The organism is Azonexus sp. (genome assembly GCF_036170495.1).
GTDB lineage: Bacteria > Pseudomonadota > Gammaproteobacteria > Burkholderiales > Rhodocyclaceae > Azonexus.
The window spans coordinates 1-15,535 of the sequence record NZ_JAVHPH010000260.1 but is presented as its reverse complement, the minus strand read 5'-3'; the positions used below and the strand labels follow the sequence as shown (position 1 = coordinate 15,535).

Here is a 15,535-nt window from a genome sequence, read left to right as displayed (position 1 = left end):
TGATCTTGACCTGCGTCGTCGACACGTCCGGGAAGGCGTCGATGGGCAGGCCGAGAAAGGCCTGCACGCCGGCCCCGGTGAGCATGACGGTGAGAACCAGCACCAACAGGCGCTGGGTCAGCGAGAAACGGATCAGGGCGTCCAACATTATTCGGCACCAACGCCGGTGAGCAGGGCCTTGAGGCCGGAGACGCCCTTGATGGCGACCTTCTCGCCGGCCTTGACGCCGTCCACCGTGACACTGTCGCCGCCCTGGCTGACCACACGGACCGGGCGGGCTGCGAAGACGACACCATTGTCATCACTCGAAGTCTGGACGAAGGCCCAGGTCTGGCCCTGGTCGCGGGCCAGCGCGGCGGCCGGCAGGCGCTGCTGCTGGCTTGCCGGAGCAGCGACGTCGACTTCGATGACCTGGCCGGGGCGCAGCGTGTCCGCACCCTTGCCGACTTCGGCGCGGAGCAGCACGGTCTGGCTGGCCGGATCGACGGCGCGGCCGATGGCGATCAGCTTGCCCGTCACCTCGCTGTTGGCGATTTTCACTGCGCTGCCTTCGCGCAGCGTGGCGGCGATGGCGACCGGGGCCTGGATTTCCAGCCACAGCGGGCTGAGTTTGGCGATGCGGTAGATCAGCGCCGAGGTTTCGACGCGCTGGCCGAGCTGGGCGCCCTGTTCGAGGACGACGCCATCGATGGGGGCGGTCAGCGCCAGTTTGCCGCCGAGCTTGCCCGCCGTGCCGCCAGCCAGGGCCAGGCCCTGACGGCGTTCGCTGGCTTGCGCGCCGGCCTGGGCGGCGGCGGCGCGGGTCGCCTGCAGCCGGCTTTCGGCAATCAGGCCTTCGGCGAAAAGTTGTTCGTCGCGCTTGAGATTCTGTTGCATGAGGGCCGACTGGCTGCCGGCCTGCAGCGCATCGCGTTGCAGTTCGAGGGCTTGCGGGCTGCTCAGATGGGCGACGACTTGGCCGCGTTTGACGATGGAGCCGGGCGCCACGGCGAGCATTTCAACCATGCCGCCAACCGGCGCGGCGACGACGCGCATCTGTTCATTGGGTACGCGCACCTGGGCCGGGAAACTGCCATTGCGACCGCCCGGCATCTCGCCGGCAACCGCCGTTTCAATGCCGAGCGCCTTGATTTGCGCCGGCTGCAGCGTCAGGCGCTTGTCCTGCGCCGGAGACAGGGTGGCTACGGTCGACAGGAAAAACAGGGCAAAAATGGAATTTCGACGCGACATGGGGATTTATCCGAAACGACACAGGTTTCGGAACTCTAAGCGGCCAGGATTAAGGCTCGCTTAAGCTCCGCCGATTCAGCGGCTTCGGTTGCGGCTGCGCAGGTCGCGGTCGATGGCGAGGAGGGCGTCGAGCTTCTTTTGCAGGGCATCGAGTTTTTTCTGCAAGGCTTCGTTCTGCTTTTGCGATTCCTTGAGCGAGAGGTCGAGCCGGCGTTTTTCGGCGTGGCACTGACGCTGTTCCTTGGCCAGCTGGCGCTCAAGATCGGCAATTTTCTGGATGTCATCGGCCGCCCGGTCGGGGATCGCATCCACCACCGGGGCGACGTTGTCCGGGCCATCGGTCTTCTCGTCGAACGCGGCGCAGCCGGCAAGGCTGCCGGCGATGATGGCGAGAACGACGAGGCAACAACGGGATTTCAGCATGGCACGAACTCGATGTTGAGGCTTGGGGAATGACTTTTGAGCCGCAGGATGACACAAATGGACACCGGATGTCTTGGTCGAAAGCGTCAAACAGCGATCAGACCATCCGCCCGGCTGGCTACGGTCAACCGAAAAAAACGGCTAAAAATGAATTCGCCGCGATCACCGAAAACTGCGATTGGCATTCGTTAAACAATTCGATAATATTCGAAATATGGAAACCTTAAACGCCGCTGAAATCCTCGCCGCCCTCGGCCACGAATCCCGTCTGGCCATCTTTCGCCTGCTGGTCGAAGCCGGTCCGGCCGGCGTCAACGCCAGCGCCATCGGCGAACAACTCGGCATGGCGCCGGCCACGCTGTCCTTTCACCTGGCCCATTTGAGCCGGGTCGGGCTGATCGCCGGCGAACGCGAAAGCCGCTTCATCCACTACTCGGCCAACTTCGCGACGATGAATGACCTGATCGCCTTCCTGACCCGTAATTGCTGCCAAGGCGAAGCCTGCCTGCCCAAAACTACCTGCTGCGACACGACCGAAAAGCGTGGCGTCAAAACCGGAAAGACCGCCTGATGTCGAATCTCAAAACCGTCCTTGTCCTGTGCACCGGCAACTCCTGTCGCTCGCAGATGGGCGAAGCCATTCTCAACCATGATCTGGCCGGTCTGGTGCGCGGCATTTCGGCCGGCACCAAGCCGCAGCCCAAGGTCGCCGACGGCGCCATCGAGGCGTTGAAGTTGGCCGGCCTGCCGACCGAGGGGCTTTACGCCAAGGACGTCGAAGCCGTCATCGGCGAGCCGATCGACCTCGTGGTCAGCGTCTGCGACAACGCCCGCGAAACCTGCCCGATCTTCCCGCGCCCGGTGCCGCGCATTCACCTGCCTTTCCACGACCCGCATGGCGAGCCGCTGGAAAGTTTCATCGCCGTCCGGGACGACATCCGCGCCCGCCTGATCCCCGCCGTGCGCGCCGCGCTGGGCCTCTAAGGAGCCGCCATGACCGTCCAATGTGAAATCACCGCCAAGGTCGCCGCCGGCGCGCCGATGAGTTTCTTCGAGCGTTACCTGACCATCTGGGTCTTCCTTTGCATCGTCACCGGCATCGTTTTCGGCCAGTTTGCGCCGAACTTGTTCCAGGCCATCGGCCGCATGGAAGTCGCCCAGGTCAATCTGCCGGTCGGCCTGCTCATCTGGGTCATGATCATCCCGATGCTGGTCAAGGTCGATTTCGGCGCGCTGGCCGAAATGAAGCAGCACGTCCGCGGCATTGGCGTCACGCTGTTCGTGAACTGGCTGGTCAAACCGTTCTCGATGGCCTTCCTCGGCTGGCTGTTCATTCGCAACCTGTTCGCGCCCATGCTGCCGCCCGATCAGCTCGACAGCTACATCGCCGGACTCATCCTGCTCGCCGCGGCGCCCTGTACCGCCATGGTCTTCGTCTGGAGTCGCCTGACCAACGGCCATCCGCTGTTCACGCTGTCGCAGGTCGCCCTCAACGACACCATCATGGTTTTCGCCTTCGCGCCGCTCGTCGCCTTCCTGCTCGGCATCTCGGCAATTACGGTGCCCTGGGACACACTGCTGACCTCGGTCGTCCTCTACATCGTCATCCCGGTCGTGCTCGCCCAACTCTGGCGCAAAAGCCTGCTCGCCAAGGGGCAGAGTGCCTTCGACGCGGCCATGGAGAAAATCGGCCCGTGGTCGATTACCGCCTTGCTCGCCACCCTGGTGCTGCTCTTCGCCTTCCAGGGCGAAGCCATCCTGCGCCAGCCGCTGATCATCGGCCTGCTCGCCGTGCCCATCCTGATCCAGGTTTTCTTCAACTCGGCGCTGGCCTACTGGCTGAACCGCAAGGTCGGCGAGAAACACAATGTCGCCTGCCCGTCGGCCCTGATCGGTGCCAGTAATTTCTTCGAACTGGCCGTCGCCGCAGCGATCAGCCTGTTCGGCTTCGAGTCGGGGGCGGCGCTGGCCACCGTGGTCGGCGTGTTGATCGAGGTGCCGGCCATGCTGCTCGTCGTCAAGCTCGTCAATTCGACCAAAAGCTGGTACGAAGCAGGGTAGCCAGCCTTCGCCGCCAGCCAGGCTCAGTCCGGAATGTTCGGCTCGACCAGCTTGGCCAGCTGCTCAAGTGACTCCTGCCAGCCGAGATAACACATCTCGCTCGGAATGACCGCCGGGATGCCTTCCTGCACAATGCTCAGCTCGCTGCCGCAGGAGACGGCTTTCAGGCTCACCGTCGTTTGCATTTCTCCCGGCAGGTTCGGGTCGTCGAATTTGTCCGTGTAGCGGATTTTTTCGCCGGGCACCAGTTCAAGATATTGGCCGCCGAAGGAATGGCCGTGCCCCGTTGAAAAGTTGATGAACGACATCCGGAAATAGCCGCCAACCGTCGCATCCAGATGCCGCACCTGGCACGTAAAACCGTAGGGCGGCAACCATTTTGCCATGGCATCGGCATCAAGAAAGGCCCGGTAAATGCGCTCCGGCGCTGCCTTCAGTACGCGGTGAAGCTTGACGGTTCCTGTGCTCATGGCCCCTTCTCCTTGTCGTTCGCTGTCTGGCATTGACCGCCGCCAGAGCCGAAGGTTGCGCCAAGCCCGATTTGAAAATTGGCTGAAATTCCCGGTTGACCGTAGCAACGCTGAAAACGCCGAGCCGGAGTGCCAAAACAGGCACGGAGCCAGGAGCAAGCGACGGGAGGCGAAGTGAAATGACAAACCGATGCCTTCTAACCGTTCGGCATAACCAGCTGGCGCGGCCTTGTCGCGCCAGTCCGTGTTGATGGATGGGTTGGACGTCGTGTCCGAACGTTTTTGCTGGACAACCGACGATTTGTTATGTACAGTAAAACGTACATATCCGGAGAGCCATTATGGATGCAATGACCTACACCACCGTTCGCGCAAATCTCGCCAGCACTATGGATCGGGTTTGTGACGATCACGAAGCCTTGATTATCACCCGCAACGGCGAGCAGTCCGTGGTGATGCTCTCGCTCGAAGACTACAAAGCCCTTGAGGAAACCGCCTATCTCTTGCGTACTCCCGCAAACGCCAAGCGCCTTCTCTCGGCGGCCGCACAACTGAACACTGGGAAAGGCGTTGAGCGGAAGCTGGCAAAGTGAAGCTGATTTTCGCGGATGAGGCATGGGAAGATTATCTTTACTGGCAAAAACAAGATCGGCGTATGGTCGAACGAATCAACAACTTGATTCGGGAAACCCAACGAGAGCCATTCTCTGGCATTGGTAAGCCGGAAGCATTGAAGCATGCGCTATCAGGATTCTGGTCACGCCGAATTACAGATGAACATCGCATGGTGTACCGCGTTGAAGGTGATGACCTGTTGATTGCACAGTTGCGGTTTCATTACTGAGACGCCCAACCCTTCGGCATAACCAGCTGGCGCGGCCTTATCGCACCAGTCCGTGTTGATGGATGGGTTGGACGTCATTGCTTCAACAGAAGGGCCCACACCTTCACAGGTGTTTTGTCTCGACTGGCGCCACAAGCCAATTGTTGTTGCGGCCGTCAGCAAATCGAATCGGCGCTTCAATGAGTTCGAGCGGATCGGCGTTGTCGAGGGCGGCCAGTTGAACCGCAACGTAGTCACCGCCGATTTCCTCAACATACCCGCGCGCGAACGAACGTACGCCGCAGTGCTTGCAGAAGAGATGATGGGCAACCCGGTGACCAAATTGATAGTTGGTTAGGTCGTTTTCACCCGATAGCAGCCGGAACGCGCTGGGTTTAATGATTGCGTTCCAATTCCGGGTCTTCGTGCAGATCGAGCAATTACATCTGTTCGTGCCCAAGCTGAGATCAATATCAGCCTCGAATCGAACAGCTCCGCAGTGGCAGCTACCAATATACTTTTTGAGCACGGCGCTCTCCTAATCAGTGATCACCTTCAATGAGACGCATAACGTCGAAGTTGAGCGGCCTCGCGCGGCTTCATGCGCGAGGTCCGCTCGAACGACGGGTTATGCCTTCGGCTTCCTCGACTAGTTTGCGGAACGGATGCGGGATTGATTTTCCCGGTTCCTTCATTGCGTTCTTCAAGTAGTCGGTAATGCTCTTTCGAAGCCGTGCTGCCCATTCGGGTTCGCGGACGTCGTAAATAATTACTCTCAGATGTCGAAGGTCGAAGGGGACGTCTTCAAGTTGCGCGGACGTGAATACGACCGGCTTCCGCGCTGCATGTGCGAGGCCCAGTTCATAAAAAACATTTGCGTTCTTGCCAGACAAGTCTGCAAGCAGCAACTTTGACTTTTCAATTTGCTCCCAGATCTGTTCGACAACGCTCCCCGTCGAAAACAGTTCGTCTCCCCGAACAGGCTCTAGGCCAGCCTCCTTAATGGCCGGTACGTAGATATCCTGGTAGTAGCGGTCGAACCATTCTCCAAAGGGCATCATCACGAAGCACGTGTCCAGGAACTCCCGAACCCTCGGCTCCTTGGATAAGACCGGGGTAGGAATTTTCTCAGCTGGCGTTGATCCGGCCGACAATGCCGCTCCCGGTGTTGGTACTTCTGAGGACTGCGGGGGCGTAGAAAACGCTCGCAGGAATTTTAGGTTCTCGAGGAAGACCTTCGAAAATTGCTCGACTCGATCACGCGGGATATTGAATTCGCGGGTTAGCGTATTGAGAAAGAACTCGTCTTCGGGAATCCTCTTGCCGCCGTAATACTTCTCTACCGCCTCAAAATCCTTGACAGTTCGCGAGGCAACCAAGAGCGCTTCTGATCGCTGGCTCGGTGAACTCGGAGCAACTATATCTTGCCCCAACTTTGCAAGATGAATGGAAGCCGAGGCACCTGTCCCTGTAACAAGGCCGTACTGATTGGCAGACCGCAGAAGGTCGAGAAATCGCCAGTCGTTGGACTGACGAAAGCCAACCGCGACCGCGATATCTAGCGCTGGCATTGGGTTGCCGGCGTTCTTCTCTTCTATAGCTTTGGCAATGCCGATAGCTTCTTCAAGTGTGTTCTTTGGAAACGTCCAAGGCTTACCTTTTGCCGATGACGCATCCGCAACAACCTTCGGTCGTGGCTTCTTCGGTTTCTTAACGGCGGGTGCTTGCTGAGCCATGTGAGTCCTTTCTAGTGGCAATAGAAGGCATAACGTTGAAAATCACCGGACGTAGGCAAGCGTCGCTTGCCGGAGGTCCGGTGGATTGTGATGTTGGACGAAGCCGCTACGCGGAGAAGTCGCCTGACTGAGCCGCACGACCTATTCTGCACATTCACCCCTTCGCCATTGAGGGGAGTGATTCTGCAATATTTCGTGAGGACAAACCAGCATGACGAACACGTTGGCCGGCCACTTCGCCCGGCAATACCAAACCCATCTCAAGCATCTCAAACTCAAGGGGTTGCAACCCAAGACCATTGAGGCCTACGCCCGTGCCATCCGGCGGCTGGGCGAGTATTTCGGCCAGCAGATCGACGATCTCTCCGAGGCGCAGCTCACCGAGTATTTCAGCGACCTGATCGGGACGCACTCGTGGAGTGCGGTCAAGCTCGATCTCTACGGCCTGAAGTTCTACACCACCCACGTGTTGAAGAAACCTTGGGTGATGCCGAATCTGATCAAGCCGCCGAAGACCCAGCGCCTGCCCGACATCGTCACGGTCGACGAAGCACAACGCCTGTTCTCGGCGACGCGCACCCTTTCTTACCGAGTGTTCTATTTCACCCTCTATAGCCTGGGGCTGCGCCTGGGCGAAGGGCTGGCGCTCAAAGTCGGCGACATCGATGCCGCCCGGATGCGCGTCCAGATCCGCGACGCCAAGGGCAACCGGGATCGCTTCGTGCCCTTGCCGGCGGCGACGCTGACGGCCCTACGCCAATTCTGGCAACTGCACCGCCACCCCGAACTGCTTTTTCCCAATCGCCATGGTGGCCTGAAGGCGGCGCAGCGCGCCAAGTCGCCGCTTGATCGGGGCGGAGTGCAAACCACCCTGCGCCGGGTGGCGCAAGGGATGGGGCTAAAAAAAAGATCACCCCGCACACCTTCCGCCATTCTTTCGCGACGCACCTGCTGCAGTCCGGTTACGATATTCGTACCGTGCAGGAACTGCTCGGCCACGCCGATGTGGCGACGACCATGATCTACACGCACGTGCTCAACAAGGGTGGGCGCGGCGTGACTTCTCCGCTGGATGCAATGTAAACAACGATGTCCGAAGACCTGTTTTCAACGGCTGGCGCGCAAACCCGGCACGCCCCGCTGGCCGAGCAACTGCGCCCGCAAACGCCGGATGACGTCATCGGCCAGCAGCACTTGCTTGGCGCCGGCAAGCCGCTGCGTCTGGCTTTCGAATCCGGCCAGCCGCATTCGATGATCCTCTGGGGGCCGCCGGGGGTGGGCAAGACGACGCTGGCGCGGATGATGGCGACGCAGTTTCAATGTGAGTTCATTGCGCTGTCGGCGGTCTTTTCCGGCATCAAGGAAGTGCGCGAAGCCGTGGCGCAGGCCGAAATGTGGCGTACGCAGGGGCGGCGGACGATTTTGTTTGTCGATGAAATTCACCGTTTTAATAAAGCGCAGCAAGACGGCTTTTTGCCCTTTGTCGAATCCGGCCTGCTGACGTTTATTGGCGCGACGACCGAAAACCCGTCGTTCGAACTCAACTCCGCATTGCTCTCCCGCGCTTCGGTCTATGTCCTCAAGTCGCTCGACGAAGCCGAAATGGGTCAGCTTTTTGACCGCGCTTGCGCTCAGGCGCTGGCCGATCTGAGCTTTGACGCGGCCGCCCGCGAACGCCTGATCGGCCTGGCCGACGGCGATGCGCGGCGTTTGCTCAATTTGCTCGAACAAGTCCGCACGGCGGCACGCACGGCCGGGCTTGCCACGGTCGACGGCGAATTTATCGAAAAAACGATGGCGCAAAGCCTGCGCCGTTTCGACAAGGGCGGTGACGCCTTCTACGACCAGATCTCGGCCCTGCACAAATCGGTGCGCGGCTCCAACCCGGACGCTGCGCTCTACTGGCTGACCCGCATGCTCGACGGCGGCGCCGACGCCCGCTACCTCGCCCGGCGCATTGTCCGCATGGCCTGGGAGGACATCGGCCTGGCCGACCCGCGCGCCATGCAGATCGCCAACGACGCAGCCGAAACTTACGAACGTCTCGGCTCGCCCGAGGGCGAACTGGCGCTCGGCCAGGCGGTCATCTACCTCGCCGTCGCCGCCAAGTCGAATGCTGGCTACATGGCCTACAACGCCGCCCGCGCCTACGTGAAGCAGGACGGCTCGCGCCCGGTGCCCAACCACCTGCGCAACGCGCCGACCAAGCTCATGAAAGACCTCGGCCACGGCCACGCCTACCGCTACGCCCACGACGAGCCGGAAGCCTACGCCGCCGGCGAAACCTATCTCCCGGACGGCATGCCCGAGCCGGGCTGGTACGCGCCGACACCCCGCGGGCTGGAAGGCCAGATCGGCCAGAAGCTGGCGCACTTGCGGGAACTGGATCGCAAGGCGAAGGGGAAATAGCGAACCTGAACGTACCCCCCCTCCCCTTCAAGGGGAGGGCCGGGGAGGGGATGGGGTGCCAAAACAGGAAGGACATCAACGCGTGAAAGGCCAGACGAACCGCTGGATCATCGACAATTCGCTTCAGAAAGAATTGCGTACCCACATGACCGACGCTGAAAATTGCTTATGGCGACATCTGCGCGGTCGAAAGATCGCAGGCTTCAAATTCCGCCGTCAGCATCCATTTCTGGATTATGTACTCGACTTTGTGTGCCTGGAAAAGCGGCTAATTGTGGAAGTGGACGGAGGCCAACATCAAGATTGCGAGCAAGATCAGGTGCGTGATCGACGACTGCATGAGGCCGGTTTTCGTGTCATGCGGTTCTGGAACAACCAGGTGTTACAGGAGACTGACGTCGTGGTTGAGGCCATTTGGACGGCGTTGCACAGAGAGTTTGGGAAGGCTGGTTCGCTGATTACACCATCCCCACCCCATCCCTCCCCTTGAAGGGGAGGGGGCGTTGCACCGACCAGCACGATTGATTGCACCCGACTGGCACGCAGTCATCGCGTAGATGGGGTTGAGTTGCGTAGAATTGAAACGACAGTTTTTGAGTACGAAACGTTTTTTCTGGAGAAATGGCATGAGTTCTTTGGACGTTGAGCGCGAATACCACGCCATTCGTGCCTGGGCGAACAGCAAGATGGTCTTCGTTGAACTGAGCGATGGCCGCCAGATCGGCTTTCCGGCTGCGCGTTTCCGTTTGTTGCGCGATGCCAGCGAAACGCAGTTGGCCGAGGTCAGCTTGCGTCTGGATGGCACGGCCCTGCGCTGGGAGTCCATTGACGAAGACTTGACTGTGCGCGGGATAGTCGAAGGACATTTCCAGTTGCCGTTGCCGAAGGCGGCATAAGTTTCTGGCGCTTTGTCATTTGACTCGCTGAATCGGGCATGGACCTGATCCAGACCATCGCCCTGTCCGCCGGCCTGGCCTGGGCGAGCGGTTTGCGGTTGTATCTGGTGGTTTTTCTGGCCGGCCTGTTGAGCAATTTTGGCTACCTGCATCTGCCGGAAACGCTTTCAGTGCTGCAGAACCCGCTGGTCATCGGGGTTGCCGGGCTGATGGCTTTCGCCGAGTTGATTGCCGACAAGATCCCCGCCTTCGATTCGCTGTGGGACGGCTTCCAGACTTTCATCCGGATCCCGGCCGGCGCCTTGCTCGCGGCGTTTGCCATGGGCGAGGTCGATCCGGCGTGGGCGGTGGCGGCCGGGCTGATCGGCGGCACGATCACCGCCGGCACCCATTTCGCCAAGGCCGGCAGCCGGCTGGCCATCAACACCTCGCCCGAGCCGTTTTCGAACTGGATTGCCTCGTTCGGCGAGGAGGGCATGGTGCTCGGTGGGCTGTGGGCCATGCTCGCCTCGCCGCTGGTTTTTCTCGGTCTGCTCGTCGTCTTCCTGGCGTTGGCCAGCTGGTTGTTGACGCGCTTCTGGTCCCTGCTCAGCCGTCTGATCCGGCGACCATCACGCCCTTCGGCGTGAGAACCAAACCTTTCTTTTCATAGAGCAGCACCGGGCAGCGCTTGGCATCGTGGTAGATGCCGACGCAGTCCAGACACTGGAAGCAGGCGTCGTAGCGGATTTCGCCGGTTGGTTCGATGGCGTCGTAGGCGCATTTGGCCTTGCAGCTCTGGCAGGGCTTGCCGCACTCGACGCGGCGGGTCAGCCAGTCGAAACGGCGCAGCCGCCCGCCGAGCGACATGACGGCGCCGAGCGGGCAGATGAAGCGGCAGAAAAATTTGTAATAGAAGGCGCCGGCGACAAGCAGCGCAACGGCGTAGGCGACGAACGGCCAGCTGCGGTCGAAACCGACGGTGATCGCCGTCTTGAACGGTTCCAGTTCGTTGAGGCTTTCGCCTTGGCGCGGCACGAACAGGGCGGCCCCGACCAGCATGGCGAGGGCGACATAGCGGCCCCACTCAAGCCGTTTGGCGACGGCCAGCGGAATGTGCAGGCGCGGCAGACGCAACTTGCGGGCGAGCAGCCCGACAAACTCCTGCAGCGCACCGAACGGGCACAGCCAGCCGCAGAAGGTGCCGCGGCCCCAGACAACGAAGCTGAACAGCGTGAAGACGATGAGCAGCAGCGAAATCGGGTCGTAGAGGAAGCTCGACAGGCCCTGGCCGGATTTCAACGACTTGAGGGCACCGGTGACCTGGACGATGGAAAGCTGGCCCTGAACGGTCCAGCCGACATAGAGCAGCGTGAAGGCGAGAAAGCCGAGGCGGAAAAGCTTCAACCGGCGGGCGTCGACCGAAATCCAGCGCGGCCGGGCGAGGGCGATGCTGAGGACAATCAGTGCAGCGCCCAGGATGCTCAGGTCGAGCCAGCGCTGTTGCCAGGCCAGCATCCACTCCGGCAGCGGCTCGGGCGGGTAGGTGAACATGCGGCTGGGCGGCGCGTATTTGAGGGTGATGGTCTGGTGGGTGAGGGTGGGCAGGATCATGCCCTTGGCGCGCGTGATGGTCAGGTTCAGGTCAAGTGGGCGGCCGGGGTCGAGGCCGGCTTCGGCGTAGACGCCGAAGAGGCGTGAGGTGTTGAGTTCGGGCGGCCCGGCGATGTCTTTCGGCTCGAATCCCTGGTCGCGCAATTCGAGAAAAAGGCCATCTTGCGCCATGCTCAGGCGCGAGGACTGGGCGCCCGGCACGAAGTTGTCGTCGACGATAGGGTAACGCCCGGCCGAGGCGATCCACCACAGGTGGCGGTTCTCGAAATTATGCGTCATGGCCTCCTGGTACTGCGCCTCGCCGAGGATAGCGCGGCCGATGCTCGGCGTGTTGAGGTAGGCGATGTAGATGTCCGTGAATACGGCCTCGGGCAGGGCCAGACCTTCTTCATCGACTTCGGCGCCATCGCTGCCGACGAACAGTTTTTCGACCTCGGCGTTGCTCAGGCGCAGGTGGCCGACCATGCCGTTTTTCAGCATCTCGGCAAAGCTCAGCGGTTGATCGTCAATATCCGTGCGCACCTGCGCCGCCGGGCCGCGCTTGCTGCGGTCGGCAAAACCGAGCTTGCTTCGCGCGACTTCGAGGGCGGCGCCGAGCACGGTCTGGTTCACGATGCGCACCGAGGCGGTGGCTTTCGATACGCCGTCCAGCGTCGTCTGACCGCTGCGCGTGTCGGCCGGGCCGGTGCGATTGCGCGCCGCATTGAGGGCGATCAGGAATTGCTGCTTGATGTTGCGGCCGGCGTACTGGGTAATGAATTCGCGCAGCGGCGCTTCGCCGAGGCCGCCGAGAAAGACCGGCTCGTGTTGGCGGAGCAGTTCGACGTTCATGAAATTTCCCTTGCGGTCGATGGAGACCAGGAAATTCATGGGCGTGCCCTCGAAACCGGGGACCGGCGCCAGGTCGATGGATTCGAAAACGTAGCCGATCGGGCCGCCCTCCGGCTCCAGTTCGCTGGTCAGCGGCCAGGCGGGAATCTGGGTCAGCTTGTCCTGGACGTGCAGCGGCGGCTCGAAGCGGCGTTCGATGTCGGCCTTGCTCAGGTCGCCGGCATGGGCAGCCGGGAAGATGCCGGCAGCGGCGATCAGGCCAACGGCAGCGAGTCGGCAAAAGAACGAAACGGCTCTGCTGGGCAAATGCCGGGCAACGGGGAAAGCTATTTCCATTGCGGTCTCCGAAAATGCGCGGGCAAGGTCGGATGTGTTTTCTTATGCTGCCCATGGTACCTAAAATTTGCTGGACGCAGCGTACATCCTCTCCTCCCCCTTTATGGCCCGCAGGGCCGGTATCCCTTGGACAAGGGGGAGGTCGGGATAAGTAGAGGCTTGGCCGCCGTTGTTTGGCGGCTTAGTCGGTTGCTTAGTAGCTTCATCAGGGGGATGGGTCTGAAAACGAGGTATTTCGTGTCCCGTTTGCCCCTGCATTACCCATCCCCACCCCAGCCCTCCCCTTGAAGGGGAGGGAGTGGACATTCATGCGATTGCCCTGATGCGAAGGCCGGGCCGGCGCGGCCAGCCCGGACCCTCGCGTATAATTTCGTTTTTGGCCATTTTTTCCGGTTGACCGTAGCAAAGCTGGTCCGCCGCCGCGATTCAGGAAAACCCATGCTCGATATCCAACAACTCCGCTCCAATCTCGACGCCGTCGCCGAAGGCCTGGCCAAGCGCGGCAAGCCGATCGATTTCACCGAATTCAAAACGCTCGAAGCCGAGCGCAAGACGTTGCAGAGCCGCACGCAGGAATTGCAGGCCCAGCGCAATTCCCTGTCCAAGCAGATCGGCATGTTGAAGGGCAAGGGCGAGGATGCCTCCGCAGTCATGGCCGAAGTCGGCGCGCTGGGCGACGAGTTGAAGGCTTCTGAAGCCCGCCTCGGCGAATTGCTCGAGCAGTTCAACGCCATTCTGGCCGCGCTGCCGAATATTCCCGACGAGTCCGTGCCGGTCGGTTCCGACGAAACCGGCAACGTTGAAATCAAGCGCTGGGGCACGCCGCGCGTTTTCGACTTCCCGGTCAAGGATCACACCGATGTCGGCGAACAGCTCGGCCAGCTCGACTTCACCACCGCCGCCAAGATCGCCGGCGCGCGTTTCTCGCTGCTCAAGGGCGGCCTGGCCCGCCTGCACCGTGCGCTTGCCCAGTTCATGCTCGACACGCACACCGCCGAGCACGGCTACACCGAGCTCTACGCGCCCTACCTCGTCAATGCCGCCAGCCTGTACGGGACCGGCCAGTTGCCGAAGTTCGAGGAAGACCTGTTCAAGGTCCTGCGCGGCGATCAGGACCCGCTCTACCTGATCCCGACGGCCGAAGTGCCGGTGACCAACATCGTGCGCGACGAAATACTCGCCGCCGAGGCGCTGCCGCTCAAGTTCGTCTGCCACACGCCGTGCTTCCGTTCCGAAGCCGGTTCCGGCGGCCGCGACGTGCGCGGCATGATCCGCCAGCACCAGTTCGACAAGGTTGAGTTGGTCCAGGTCGTCCATCCCGAGCAATCGGCCGCAGCCCACGAGGCGCTGACCCGCCACGCCGAAGTCATCCTCGAAAAGCTCGAACTGCCGTACCGCCGCATGGCCCTGTGTGCCGGCGACATGGGCTTCTCCGCCGCCAAGACCTACGACCTTGAAGTCTGGCTGCCGGCCCAGAACACTTATCGCGAGATTTCGTCCTGCTCCAATTTCGGCGCCTTCCAGGCCCGCCGCATGCAGGCCCGTTTCCGCAACGACAAGAACAAGCCCGAGCTGTGCCACACCCTGAACGGTTCCGGCCTGGCCGTCGGCCGCACGCTGGTGGCCATTCTGGAAAACAACCAGCAGGCCGATGGCAGCGTCACCATTCCGGCTGTGCTGCGCCCGTACATGGGTGGGCTGGAGGTTCTTTCCGCCAGCTGAGTTGGGCGCCGGTTTAGTTCTGGTCGGCCGGGCGGGCAGGGCCAAGATCCTGCCCGATGGTCGGCAGGCGCAGCGTAGCCTCGCCTGGCTCGTCCTGGTTTGTCGCCGAGATGGTCTTGGCGGCAGCAATCCGCTTGACGTAGGCCTTGCGCCGTTCTTCGATTTCGAGCACGAGCCGGGTCAGGCTGGCGGCGATTGAAGGCGTCGGGGCGAAGGGTGCGGCGTTGCGCAGCAGGATGTCGTAATAGCTGCGGATGTTCTCGACCAGAATGACCGCTTCGCCACCGCGTGCCCGGCTCGTTTTGACCACGCTGAAATACTTGGGTTGGGCCAGTTTGGGCAGCACGCGCTTCATGTCGTACCACGAATCCGGATCGGCTTTCAGGTGTTTGGCCAGCATCCGCGCCCCATTGAAATGGCCGGGGCCGATGTTGTAGGCGGCGAGTGCCAGCCAGGTCCGATCCGGCTCGCTGACTTCCTCCGGCAGCGCTTCCTTGAGCGTATTGATGTAACGGGCGCCGGCCAGGATGCTTTCGCTCGGATCGAGACGGTTGCTGACTTGCAGGTGATCGGCCGTTTCTTCGGTGAGCATCATGATGCCGCGCACATTGGTGTAGCTGGTCGCGTTCGGGTCCCAGTTCGACTCGTGGTAGGCGACGGCGGCGAGCAGTCGCCAGTCGATGCCGGTTAGCGCCTGGGCCGCCTGAAAGGACTTGCGGAACTTGGGTAGCGTGGTCTCGACTTCGCCGAGGAACTTGATGACGTCGGCCTGGGTCAGGCGCCGGACATGACCGAGATAGCGGTCCTCCAGCCGGGCCAGCGTGCCGTCGTGCTGGATGCGTTCGATAAAGGCGTTGAGCCGTTCGCGCAGCTCCGGATTCGGGTGCCGGCCGAGTTGCCAGACAACCGGCTGCGTCTCGCTCAATGTTAGCGTCGTGCGCATATTGGGCACGTACTGGTTGGCGATTTCCTCGAAGCCCTCGTCGATGGCGACGTACTCGATTT

18 protein-coding genes and 1 pseudogene are annotated in these 15,535 nt (G+C 61.4%); 11 read left to right on the top strand and 8 right to left on the bottom strand.

The window, feature by feature from the left end:
* The 3 genes from ADADOO_RS09405 to ADADOO_RS09395 all read right to left on the bottom strand — a co-directional run.
* Positions 1–148: efflux RND transporter permease subunit (locus ADADOO_RS09405; RefSeq protein ID WP_511276993.1), on the bottom strand; the 148-nt coding region annotated here is incomplete at its 3' end.
* Positions 148–1,230: an efflux RND transporter periplasmic adaptor subunit gene (locus tag ADADOO_RS09400; protein WP_511276992.1), complete on the bottom strand. Its 1,083-nt coding sequence runs from the start codon at positions 1,228–1,230 to the stop codon at positions 148–150. The genes ADADOO_RS09400 and ADADOO_RS09405, both read right to left, overlap by 1 nt.
* Before the next feature lie 75 nt (positions 1,231–1,305).
* Positions 1,306–1,653 (bottom strand): hypothetical protein, encoded by a 348-nt coding sequence (locus ADADOO_RS09395; protein WP_511276991.1) that lies wholly within the window; start codon positions 1,651–1,653, stop codon positions 1,306–1,308.
* 214 nt (positions 1,654–1,867) lie between these two features.
* On the opposite strand from ADADOO_RS09395, the gene ADADOO_RS09390 reads away from it, so the two are divergent.
* The 3 genes from ADADOO_RS09390 to arsB are packed head-to-tail and all read left to right on the top strand — an operon-like array spanning position 1,868 to position 3,714.
* Positions 1,868–2,224, top strand: coding sequence for an ArsR/SmtB family transcription factor (locus ADADOO_RS09390; RefSeq protein WP_511276989.1), 357 nt, complete (start codon positions 1,868–1,870; stop codon positions 2,222–2,224).
* On the top strand, positions 2,224–2,637 hold the full coding sequence (locus tag ADADOO_RS09385) for an arsenate reductase ArsC (RefSeq protein ID WP_511276987.1): 414 nt from the start codon (positions 2,224–2,226) through the stop codon (positions 2,635–2,637). The genes ADADOO_RS09390 and ADADOO_RS09385 overlap by 1 nt, the downstream gene beginning before the upstream one ends.
* Before the next feature lie 9 nt (positions 2,638–2,646).
* Positions 2,647–3,714: an ACR3 family arsenite efflux transporter gene (arsB, locus tag ADADOO_RS09380; RefSeq protein WP_511276985.1), complete on the top strand. Its 1,068-nt coding sequence runs from the start codon at positions 2,647–2,649 to the stop codon at positions 3,712–3,714.
* A 23-nt stretch (positions 3,715–3,737) separates the two neighbouring features.
* Here the strand turns inward: arsB and ADADOO_RS09375 are convergent, their stop codons facing one another.
* Positions 3,738–4,184, bottom strand: a complete 447-nt coding sequence (locus ADADOO_RS09375; protein ID WP_511276984.1) for an SRPBCC family protein — start codon at positions 4,182–4,184, stop codon at positions 3,738–3,740.
* Between the two features lie 341 nt (positions 4,185–4,525).
* Between ADADOO_RS09375 and ADADOO_RS09370 the strand changes: the two genes are divergently transcribed.
* Together ADADOO_RS09370 and ADADOO_RS09365 are read left to right on the top strand one after the other, a co-directional pair.
* The gene (locus ADADOO_RS09370) at positions 4,526–4,777 is read left to right on the top strand and encodes a type II toxin-antitoxin system Phd/YefM family antitoxin (RefSeq protein ID WP_511276982.1); all 252 of its coding nucleotides are present in this window, start codon (positions 4,526–4,528) and stop codon (positions 4,775–4,777) included.
* The gene (locus tag ADADOO_RS09365) at positions 4,774–5,028 is read left to right on the top strand and encodes a Txe/YoeB family addiction module toxin (protein ID WP_511276980.1); all 255 of its coding nucleotides are present in this window, start codon (positions 4,774–4,776) and stop codon (positions 5,026–5,028) included. The genes ADADOO_RS09370 and ADADOO_RS09365 overlap by 4 nt, the downstream gene beginning before the upstream one ends.
* Before the next feature lie 103 nt (positions 5,029–5,131).
* On the opposite strand, the gene ADADOO_RS09360 is transcribed toward ADADOO_RS09365, so the two are convergent.
* Positions 5,132–5,536 carry a GFA family protein gene (locus ADADOO_RS09360; protein ID WP_511276979.1) on the bottom strand — a complete coding sequence of 135 codons (405 nt, stop codon included), beginning with the start codon at positions 5,534–5,536 and terminating at the stop codon, positions 5,132–5,134.
* A gap of 70 nt (positions 5,537–5,606) precedes the next feature.
* The gene (locus tag ADADOO_RS09355; RefSeq protein ID WP_511276977.1) at positions 5,607–6,743 is read right to left on the bottom strand and encodes a hypothetical protein; all 1,137 of its coding nucleotides are present in this window, start codon (positions 6,741–6,743) and stop codon (positions 5,607–5,609) included.
* A 211-nt stretch (positions 6,744–6,954) separates the two neighbouring features.
* On the opposite strand from ADADOO_RS09355, the pseudogene ADADOO_RS09350 reads away from it, so the two are divergent.
* The 5 genes and pseudogenes from ADADOO_RS09350 (at position 6,955) to ADADOO_RS09330 (ending at position 10,677) form a co-directional block, all read left to right on the top strand.
* Positions 6,955–7,826, top strand: a pseudogene (locus ADADOO_RS09350) (tyrosine-type recombinase/integrase).
* A 6-nt stretch (positions 7,827–7,832) separates the two neighbouring features.
* Positions 7,833–9,152, top strand: a complete 1,320-nt coding sequence (locus ADADOO_RS09345; protein WP_511276975.1) for a replication-associated recombination protein A — start codon at positions 7,833–7,835, stop codon at positions 9,150–9,152.
* Between the two features lie 82 nt (positions 9,153–9,234).
* Positions 9,235–9,642 (top strand): endonuclease domain-containing protein, encoded by a 408-nt coding sequence (locus tag ADADOO_RS09340; protein ID WP_511276973.1) that lies wholly within the window; start codon positions 9,235–9,237, stop codon positions 9,640–9,642.
* A gap of 136 nt (positions 9,643–9,778) precedes the next feature.
* Positions 9,779–10,048 (top strand): DUF2442 domain-containing protein, encoded by a 270-nt coding sequence (locus ADADOO_RS09335; protein WP_511276971.1) that lies wholly within the window; start codon positions 9,779–9,781, stop codon positions 10,046–10,048.
* A 38-nt stretch (positions 10,049–10,086) separates the two neighbouring features.
* Positions 10,087–10,677: a DUF4126 domain-containing protein gene (locus ADADOO_RS09330; RefSeq protein ID WP_511276969.1), complete on the top strand. Its 591-nt coding sequence runs from the start codon at positions 10,087–10,089 to the stop codon at positions 10,675–10,677.
* Here the strand turns inward: ADADOO_RS09330 and ADADOO_RS09325 are convergent.
* On the bottom strand, positions 10,637–12,808 hold the full coding sequence (locus tag ADADOO_RS09325) for a 4Fe-4S binding protein (protein ID WP_511276967.1): 2,172 nt from the start codon (positions 12,806–12,808) through the stop codon (positions 10,637–10,639). The genes ADADOO_RS09330 and ADADOO_RS09325 overlap by 41 nt on opposite strands.
* 438 nt (positions 12,809–13,246) lie before the next feature.
* Between ADADOO_RS09325 and serS the strand changes: the two genes are divergently transcribed.
* Positions 13,247–14,530, top strand: a complete 1,284-nt coding sequence (gene serS / locus ADADOO_RS09320) for a serine--tRNA ligase (RefSeq protein WP_511276965.1) — start codon at positions 13,247–13,249, stop codon at positions 14,528–14,530.
* Positions 14,531–14,543: 13 nt separating this feature from the next.
* Here serS and ADADOO_RS09315 read toward each other — a convergent pair.
* Positions 14,544–15,535 (bottom strand): transglycosylase SLT domain-containing protein (locus tag ADADOO_RS09315; RefSeq protein WP_511276964.1); only part of this gene is annotated, 992 nt, incomplete at its 5' end.

Coding starts and splice junctions, on each gene's coding strand:
- ADADOO_RS09400 (WP_511276992.1), bottom strand. CDS start 1,230: ATGTCGCGTCGAAATTCCATTTTTGCCCTGTTTTTCCTGTCGACCGTA.
- ADADOO_RS09395 (WP_511276991.1), bottom strand. CDS start 1,653: ATGCTGAAATCCCGTTGTTGCCTCGTCGTTCTCGCCATCATCGCCGGC.
- ADADOO_RS09390 (WP_511276989.1), top strand. CDS start 1,868: ATGGAAACCTTAAACGCCGCTGAAATCCTCGCCGCCCTCGGCCACGAA.
- ADADOO_RS09385 (WP_511276987.1), top strand. CDS start 2,224: ATGTCGAATCTCAAAACCGTCCTTGTCCTGTGCACCGGCAACTCCTGT.
- arsB (WP_511276985.1), top strand. CDS start 2,647: ATGACCGTCCAATGTGAAATCACCGCCAAGGTCGCCGCCGGCGCGCCG.
- ADADOO_RS09375 (WP_511276984.1), bottom strand. CDS start 4,184: ATGAGCACAGGAACCGTCAAGCTTCACCGCGTACTGAAGGCAGCGCCG.
- ADADOO_RS09370 (WP_511276982.1), top strand. CDS start 4,526: ATGGATGCAATGACCTACACCACCGTTCGCGCAAATCTCGCCAGCACT.
- ADADOO_RS09355 (WP_511276977.1), bottom strand. CDS start 6,743: ATGGCTCAGCAAGCACCCGCCGTTAAGAAACCGAAGAAGCCACGACCG.
- ADADOO_RS09345 (WP_511276975.1), top strand. CDS start 7,833: ATGTCCGAAGACCTGTTTTCAACGGCTGGCGCGCAAACCCGGCACGCC.
- ADADOO_RS09335 (WP_511276971.1), top strand. CDS start 9,779: ATGAGTTCTTTGGACGTTGAGCGCGAATACCACGCCATTCGTGCCTGG.
- ADADOO_RS09330 (WP_511276969.1), top strand. CDS start 10,087: ATGGACCTGATCCAGACCATCGCCCTGTCCGCCGGCCTGGCCTGGGCG.
- ADADOO_RS09325 (WP_511276967.1), bottom strand. CDS start 12,808: ATGGAAATAGCTTTCCCCGTTGCCCGGCATTTGCCCAGCAGAGCCGTT.
- serS (WP_511276965.1), top strand. CDS start 13,247: ATGCTCGATATCCAACAACTCCGCTCCAATCTCGACGCCGTCGCCGAA.